The sequence below is a fragment of the Moraxella cuniculi DSM 21768 genome, from assembly GCF_900156515.1.
In the GTDB taxonomy this organism is placed as follows: Bacteria; Pseudomonadota; Gammaproteobacteria; order Pseudomonadales; family Moraxellaceae; genus Moraxella; species Moraxella cuniculi.
The window spans coordinates 1-8,014 of sequence record NZ_FTNU01000031.1 but is presented as its reverse complement, the minus strand read 5'-3'; the positions used below and the strand labels follow the sequence as shown (position 1 = coordinate 8,014).

Below are 8,014 nucleotides of genomic sequence, written 5' to 3'. Positions count from 1 at the left end.
GGGCTGCTGCTGGGTGGTGTGGCAAGTTTGATGGCAAAAACACCAAAACTTGACCCTGCCAATGAAGATGGCAATAAACCAAACAAAGGCTTTGGCGGTGCTGTCACCACCACCGCTCAGGGCAATCCCGTGCCCATCCTATATGGTCGCAGGCTGATCGGCGGCTTTATCGTCTCAGCAGGTATTACCGCTTATGATACGGCGATCGGTGATGGTACCCGAGTGCACAATCACAGTGGCGATGTGAATGGCAAGGGCATTGTTGGCAATATGCTCAAAAAATCAATGGCAGAAATCAGAGAAAACATGTAATTTTTTTGGGGTAAATTATGCATATCATCGGAGCGAAAAAAGGACAACAAGCAACCAAGCCTTATATCATGCCTGACAATATGCAGTCAGGCAATGAAGTCGGCATCGTCTATGGGCTTGGCGAAGGTGAGATTTTAGGCTTGGTCGATGGCGGTAAGTCTATCTATTTGGACGGCACGCCACTGATTAATGACAACGGCGGTGAGAACTTTGGCGGTGTGAGCTGGGAGATGCGCACGGGCACGATTGACCAAGAGCACCTGCACGGTTTTCCAGCAGTCGAGAACGAGACCAGTGTCAATGTTGAGCTACGCCATGACCGTGCTTTTGTCCGCCAACTACGTAACACCAAGCTATCAGCGGTGGTGATTCGTCTGGGCTTTGGGGCGATTTTTACCGCCAAAGATAACGGCGATCGAGTTGGCCATACCATCGAATATGCCATTGATGTACAAACCGATGGTGGCGTATGGCGTGAAGTGCTGGCGACCAAATTTAGCGGTAAGGCGTCACAAGGCTACAAACGCAGTCACCGCATTGACCTACCGACTGCTAAGAATAACTGGACAATCCGTGTTCGCCGTCTCACCGCCAACAAAGACAGCGAAATGGTCGGCGATCGCATGACGATTGATGCACTGACCGAAGTGATTGATGCCAAATTGCGCTATCCATGCACGGCATTGATTGGCTTACGCTTTAATGCCGAAATCTTTAATAACATCCCAAAATTCGCCGCTGAATGTCACGGCATGATTATCCAAGTGCCTACTAACTATGACCCTGTGACACGCACTTACGCAGGATTATGGGACGGCACTTTTAAGCTTGCCTACTCGAACAACCCCGCTTGGATTTACTATGACCTATGCACCGCTCGTCGCTATGCGCTCGGTGATCGCCTAATCGGACATCTGGACAAGTGGAGTCTGTACCGTGTGGCACAATATTGTGATGAGATGGTGGATGATGGCCGTGGCGGTCGTGAGCCCCGTTATGCGTGTAATGTCTATCTGCAGCAGCGTGAAGATGCTTATAAGATTTTACAAAACATCGCAGGGATTTTTCACGCTTTGACCTATTGGGATGGTGAGCAAATCATCGTCGATGCTGACTTGCCAAAAGATGTGCTATACACTTTTAGCCGCGCCAATATCATCGGTGATTTTGAGTATTCAGGCACCGCCAATTATGCACGCCACACCCAAATCAAAGTCGCCTATGATGACCCAGATAATGAGTACAAGACCACTTATGAGATTGTCCCAGACCTACAAGCCATCGCCAAATACGGCGTAAAAACCCTTGATATGTCTGCATTTGGCTGTACCAGTCAAGCGCAAGCAATCAGACTTGGTAAGTGGGCACTGCTGTCTGAAGCACTTGAGACGCAGACAGTGACATTTAGCGTGGGCTTGGACGGCTATTTGCCCCATGTGGGCTCGGTGATTGCCGTGTCTGATCATGTGCTGGCAGGCCGTGATAATGGCGGTCGTGTGCAGGCGATTGATGACAATATCATCACCCTAGACCGTGCCATTACCAAGCCTTTGGCAAGTGGCGATATGCTGATGATCAATGGCAATGACGGCGTGACCGAAACACGCACCATCACCGCCATCAATGGCAACAAAATCACCGTACAGACTGCCTTTGAGCGTGCCGAAGTCGATGCCGTCTGGGCGATGGATAGCACCGATTTGCAGACGCTCAAGCTACGAGTGATGTCGATTGTGCAGTCTGAGCCTGCCAAGTTTACCATTACAGGCGTTGAGTACAATCCTGACAAATTTGCCGCTGCCGAGATTGACATCCGTGCCTTGCCAAAGCCTGTGAGCGTCATCCCAACGGCGGTGATTAGCGCACCTGAGACGGTAACTATCAGCCAATCCGTGCGTGTCGAGCAAGGCGTCAGCATCACCAAGCTTAGCATTGACTGGTCACAAGTCATCAGTGCAGTGGCTTATCGTGTCGAGTGGCGAAAAGACGACAGCGATACTTGGATTGCTTTACCAAAAACCGCAAGCCAATCTATCGACATTGACAATGTGTACAGTGGCAATTATCAAGCCCGTGTTCGTGCGATTGACGCATTCGACAATGAGAGCCTTGCCACGACTAGCCAACTTACCGCCATCACAGGCAAAGTCGGCAAACCGCCACGCCCTGCACGCCTATACGCCAAAGGCGGTCTGTTTAGTATGGAGCTTGGTTGGATTTTTAATGCAGGCTCGGACGACACCAACTACATCGAAATCCAAGTCAGCCCAGATGGTCGCAGTAATATCGCCACACTTGGTACATTTGCTTATCCGACTGACAAGCATACAGTCAATGGCCTGCAAGGCAATTTGACACAGTTTTACCGTGCCCGTATCGTTGATAAGCTTGGCAATGTGTCTGACTGGACGGATTGGACAAGTGGCACGACTGAAGCACAAGCGGATAAAGTGCTTAGCCTGCTGACAGGTCAGATTACAGCAAGTCAGCTACATCAAGATTTGAGTACGCCAATCGGCAAAATTGGCACGCTTGAAAACAGTCTCAACACTGCAAAGATTGATTTATCAGCGCTCAATGCAAGCATGACTACCGCCAAAGCTGATATTGCCAAAGCCAAGACTGACCTAAGTACAGCAGTTAGCAATATCACCACCGAGCGCAACCGCATCAGCGCAGCGATTGCCGATATTACAGCGTTGCAGTCTGCGAATAATGCAAAAACGCTTGAGCTTGCTAATCTGACCCAAACCGTCGGCGGTCATACATCAAGCATCCGTGATTTGGCGGTGACAACGGGCGAGCTGTCACAGCGTTATACACAGCTTAAGACAGCGTCGGATAATGCCAATAGCGAAATCACAGCGATTAAGCAAACACAGGCAGGACAAGCGACAAGCATACAACGCATGAGCGCTGACATTGGCGCAAATACAGCCAGTATCACCGCTGAGCAACAAGCACGCACGAGCGCCGATAATGCACTATCTCAGCGTATCACGGCGTTAGACAGTGCGTATAAGTCTGCTGATACACAAGCTAATGCTAAGATTGCAACGCTTGAGCAGTCACTCACTGACAAAGACAGTGCCATGTCTCGTCGTGTCGATACACTACAAGCGATCTACAACACGCTAAATAGCACCAAAGCAAGTACGGCAAGCGTCACAGCAGAAGCTCAAGCACGCAGTACAGCAGATAATGCACTAAGCCAACGTATTGATAATCTAAACTCAGACTATCAAAGCAATAAAGCAAGTATCACAAGCCAATTGCGGACGCTAAGCGATGCAGATAGTGCAACGGCTCAGCGACTTGATGCGATGAGTAGTCAGTTTGATAGTTTGAGAGTCGGCGCTCGCAATCTAATATTAGACAGCAATCAGCAACTAGTCGCTCGCGGCGCAGTCACTTGGCAAGCCAAAAATTTTAGCGTTGCGCAGTACGATTGGTCAAGCGTTAATAATCTTACCATTTTGGCTGACGTTAAATGCAATAATCTACAACGCAATGGCGATTTATATCGCATCACCGTTGAGATTAAAGCCATTATGTCTAACAATGCAGTGTGGTGGTTTCATTCGACGCTCAATGCACCAATTGCGTCATACAGCGGACGCATTAGCCAAACTTACAACTTTACTGATTTAAAAATCAAAAATGTCGAGTTTGCTAATATCTTGATCAACAACGTGTCATCAAATAGTGACATTGTGATCGGTAAGCCCAAGCTCGAAGTTGGCACTATCGCAACCGATTGGACACCTGCCCCTGAAGACATTGATGCTCAATTTGTGCAGACTAATGCAAACATCAGCGCGCTACAGCAGACTGTAACCAACGCTGATAATGCTTTGTCTCAGCGTATCGATACGCTCGATGCAAGCTATAAGAGTGCTGACAGAGCGCTCAATAGTAGTATCACCGCCGAACAACAAGCCCGCGCTAGTGCTGATAACACATTATCATAGCGCATCACAGCGCTAGATAGTGCATATAAGTCTGCTGATGCGTCGCTCTCTGCTCGTGTTGCTACTGCTGAGCAGTCAGCAAGTGATGCTAAGCAAGCAATTGCACAGACTCAACAGACGCTGACGGCTAAGATTGATAATATTAGTGTAGGCGGTCGTAATCTAATATTAGATAGCAATCAGCAATTGACTGCACGCGGCGCGATCACTTGGCAAGCAAAAAGCTTTAGCGTTGCACAATACGACTGGTCGAGCGTAAATAATCTTACCATTTCGGCTGACGTTAAATGCAATAACCTACAGCGCAATGGCGATTTATACCGCATCACCGTTGAGATTAAAGCGATTATGTCTAACGATGCAGTGTGGTGGATTCACGCCACGCTTAATGCACCGATTGCATCATACAGTGGGCGCATTAGCAAGACTTACAACTTTACTGATCTAAAAATCAAAAATGTTGAGTTTGCTAATATTTTGATCAACAATGTGTCATCAAATAATGACATTGTGATCAGCAAGCCAAAGCTCGAAGTTGGCACTATCGCAACCGATTGGACGCCTGCCCCTGAAGATGTGGATAGTGCCAATCAAGCTGCATTGGAGCAAATCAGCCAAGTCAAAGCCACCGCTGACGGTCTATCAGCTCAGCACACAATCAAGGTGCAAACTGGCGGGATTGTGTCGGGCATCGGCTTGATGAGTAGCAATGGCGTATCAGCGTTTGCCGTGCGTGCTGACCAGTTTTATATCGCACCGCCTACCGGTACGAGTAAAGGCGTTTTACCGTTCACGGTACAAACCATGCCCCGCACGGTCAATGGCGTATCAGTCCCTGCTGGTACATACATCGACAATGCTTGTATCGCTAATGGCTCAATCGATATTGCCAAGATTAACAAAGCAAGCATCCAGAGCTTGTCGGCGTTGTCGGCTAATATCGGCACACTGACGACTAGCGATAGTCGGGGTACATTTACTTACACGGGCTCTAAGATTGAGCTAAGAGACCCACAAGGTCGATTATTGATGGAGATGGGATTGTTATGAGTGCAAATATCAAATGCTATGACCCTGCTACTGGCAGGGTTTTGTTTGATTTGGCGAGTAACACATCGCGCATCATAGAGATTCGCGATGTGCCGCAAAATACCGCTGGCGAAATTGTGGTTAATGAGTCGGGTGCGGTCTTTGCCTTTTGGTTTGCTGATTACAGCCCCTACGGTGCCGAAGAATATGATTCGGCAATGGACAAGGTGCTACAGTTAAGCCAAAGCGGCAATAGGGTTACTTACAACAATCGCACGCCATTGACGCAGAAACTCTATATAGGAGTGGCAAGTTTATGATACGCCTATATAAGCCAAATGGTCAGATTTTGATTGATGGCAAACACAAAAATATTGCATTGGTACAAAAAGTGACATTGAGTGCTGAGTATATGCAACGGCACCGGGGAAACTTGCCTATGCAGGTAAGCTTTGACCATCTGGGCGTGGTGGTCTTGCCAATCGCAAATAGCCAAAGCTCTGCGATTGGGCTATGGGTGACACACAACATTAGCGGTCGTGCTCGTGCACTAATATCCGTTTCTGTGCAGCATGCAATCAATACTTTTTATCTGTTTGGCAATCCCGCTACTGCAGTAACAACAGGGCTGGCAGGTCTAAAAATCTACAGTGAAACCACGGGCGAGCTGATTTTTGATAGCAGGCTGAAATATTTAAAAATTCTTGGTTATGCACAAAACGACTTGTTGTTAGACCCTAGTAAACAATACGGCTTGTTATATACACGTTCACCCGCTCACACAACTTACAGCAATGGATATTATGAGTCGTACACGGGGTCGTATGAGCATGATACCAGTGCTAGGTATTTTTACTGGCGAGATGGTAACACGCTCAGAGGTTTTGGCGATGTGCCAAGCAACGTATTAACAGCAACACAACCACCGCTTTTGGTGGACTTAACAGGTTTATAGGAGGAGTAATGCCAAATAATTTAGCGGATTTACCGTTTTTCGTCAAAGTCTTTGCCGTGATTATCGGCGCAGTCTTTGCGATGACATTGACAGGCGATATTGACAGCGATGGCAGGCTCAAGCTGAGCTTTGGCGTGTTTGTGAAAATTACATTTAGCGCGGTCTTCGGCTTTTTGTCGGGTGCATGGCTCATCGAGTACATGGACTGGTCGCACTGGTCGCACACATCGCATGGCTTTGTGATGATGCTGTGCAGTGTCTTTGGCATGACGCTCGTCGGCATCTTGTATCAGTCGGCGCTATTGTCATTGACGGATAAAAAGCTAAGCGAGATTATCGCAGAGATTAAATTGACATTTAAGTCTATTTTTAAGTAGGTGAAAATATGAATGAATTAAACTGGATTAAAATCGCACGTGGCTATCTAGGCATACGAGAGATTAAGGGCGCTAAGCATAATCCGATTGTGCTTGAGCTATGGCGTGCGGCGTTTGCTGCGACGGGTCAGCGTCAAGTTGGGGCGTTTCAAAACGACGAAACAGCATGGTGCGGGGGCTTTGTCGGCGGTGTGCTTGCTAAAGCAGGACTAGGGCGACACATCCCCAAATCATTCCCGATGGCTCGTGCGTGGCTGACGGCTGGCACCAAGCTCAATAATCCTGCCTATGGGTGCGTGGTCGTCTTTTGGCGGGGTAGTCGCACGGGCTCAAGCGGTCATGTCGGCTTTGTCGTCGGTCATGATAGCCGTGGTAATCTGATGGTGCTGGGCGGTAATCAGTCCGACCAAGTCAGCATTGCGCCATTTGACAAAAGCCGCGTGCTTGGCTATCGCTGGTGCGGTACGCAAGAGTTACCAGCTACAGGGCGATTTGCGCTGCCCGTGCTTAAGAGCAATGGCAAGGTAAGTACGAATGAGGCTTAAGAAAAGTAAAATAAGTCAAAAATAAGTCAAATAAAAAAGCCAATCACCTAAGTAATTGACTTTTAAGGATTTATTTGGTGGAGATGGCGTCACCTTAACAAATAATATAACATATTGATTTATAAACAGTTATTAAAAACCGTACCCAGCAGAGATACAAATAGAGATACAAAAATCAAGGTATTGCAATTTAGCACTTGCCCCAAAAAATCTTAACTTTGGGACGGATAAGCCCCTATAGGGTTTTAACAACGCAAAATAAAGATAGTGGGGTGGATTTCTAGCAATAGCTAATTTTACTTTAAAACCGCCCCTGTTGGTCTGGGTGGTTTGGAAGTTTTTCCGCCCAATTTATCCCATATATCACCTATCTTATCATATGGGAATATTTACATAATGATTTTTGCCTATTTTAAATCAATACGGATAAAATCAGGAAAAAAATTACAAAAATAAGAAATTTTTTTATACAAGAGATGGGGTGCGGTGTCCGCTGGGGCGGTGTTTGGAAGTTTTTCATACCCCCCGCCAAGTGCTATCAGTCATGCAAGATTTTAATTAAAGCTCATTTTGAATTTGGCGGTAATGTGCCATTTTATAACACATCTGCCCATTTTAGCCCTGTTTGGCATCGCTTGGCTGTGTCGGCTGGTATTATTACGGCAGTAATACCGCTGGCATAATAACGGGCGGTGCTGGCATTATACTACCAATAGCAGACTTACTAATTAAACACACCAAAAACATAAAAACAGGGGAAAATGGGGAAAATGGGAAAATGACCCCTACAAAGCTAGATATATCAAGGCTTTGCCGTTTTCCCCC

General features: G+C 47.1%; 6 protein-coding genes and 1 pseudogene. All 7 read left to right on the top strand.

Annotated features, from left to right (window positions below; all coding sequences use genetic code 11):
- A pseudogene (locus tag BW928_RS12180) lies at positions 1 to 183 on the top strand (tail assembly protein); the annotation flags it as partial.
- Between the two features lie 146 nt (positions 184 to 329).
- Complete coding sequence (locus BW928_RS10925; RefSeq protein WP_076556248.1) at positions 330 to 4,283, top strand: TipJ family phage tail tip protein; 3,954 nt, start codon at positions 330 to 332, stop codon at positions 4,281 to 4,283.
- Between the two features lie 186 nt (positions 4,284 to 4,469).
- Positions 4,470 to 5,333 carry a phage tail tip fiber protein gene (locus tag BW928_RS10920; protein WP_076556247.1) on the top strand — a complete coding sequence of 288 codons (864 nt, stop codon included), beginning with the start codon at positions 4,470 to 4,472 and terminating at the stop codon, positions 5,331 to 5,333.
- Positions 5,330 to 5,632: a hypothetical protein gene (locus tag BW928_RS10915; RefSeq protein WP_076556246.1), complete on the top strand. Its 303-nt coding sequence runs from the start codon at positions 5,330 to 5,332 to the stop codon at positions 5,630 to 5,632. The genes BW928_RS10920 and BW928_RS10915 overlap by 4 nt, the downstream gene beginning before the upstream one ends.
- Positions 5,629 to 6,267, top strand: a complete 639-nt coding sequence (locus tag BW928_RS10910; protein WP_076556245.1) for a hypothetical protein — start codon at positions 5,629 to 5,631, stop codon at positions 6,265 to 6,267. The genes BW928_RS10915 and BW928_RS10910 overlap by 4 nt, the downstream gene beginning before the upstream one ends.
- 8 nt (positions 6,268 to 6,275) lie before the next feature.
- Positions 6,276 to 6,644, top strand: coding sequence for a hypothetical protein (locus BW928_RS10905; RefSeq protein WP_076556244.1), 369 nt, complete (start codon positions 6,276 to 6,278; stop codon positions 6,642 to 6,644).
- 8 nt (positions 6,645 to 6,652) lie between these two features.
- Positions 6,653 to 7,189 carry a TIGR02594 family protein gene (locus BW928_RS10900; RefSeq protein ID WP_076556243.1) on the top strand — a complete coding sequence of 179 codons (537 nt, stop codon included), beginning with the start codon at positions 6,653 to 6,655 and terminating at the stop codon, positions 7,187 to 7,189.
- Positions 7,190 to 8,014: the final 825 nt, after the last annotated feature.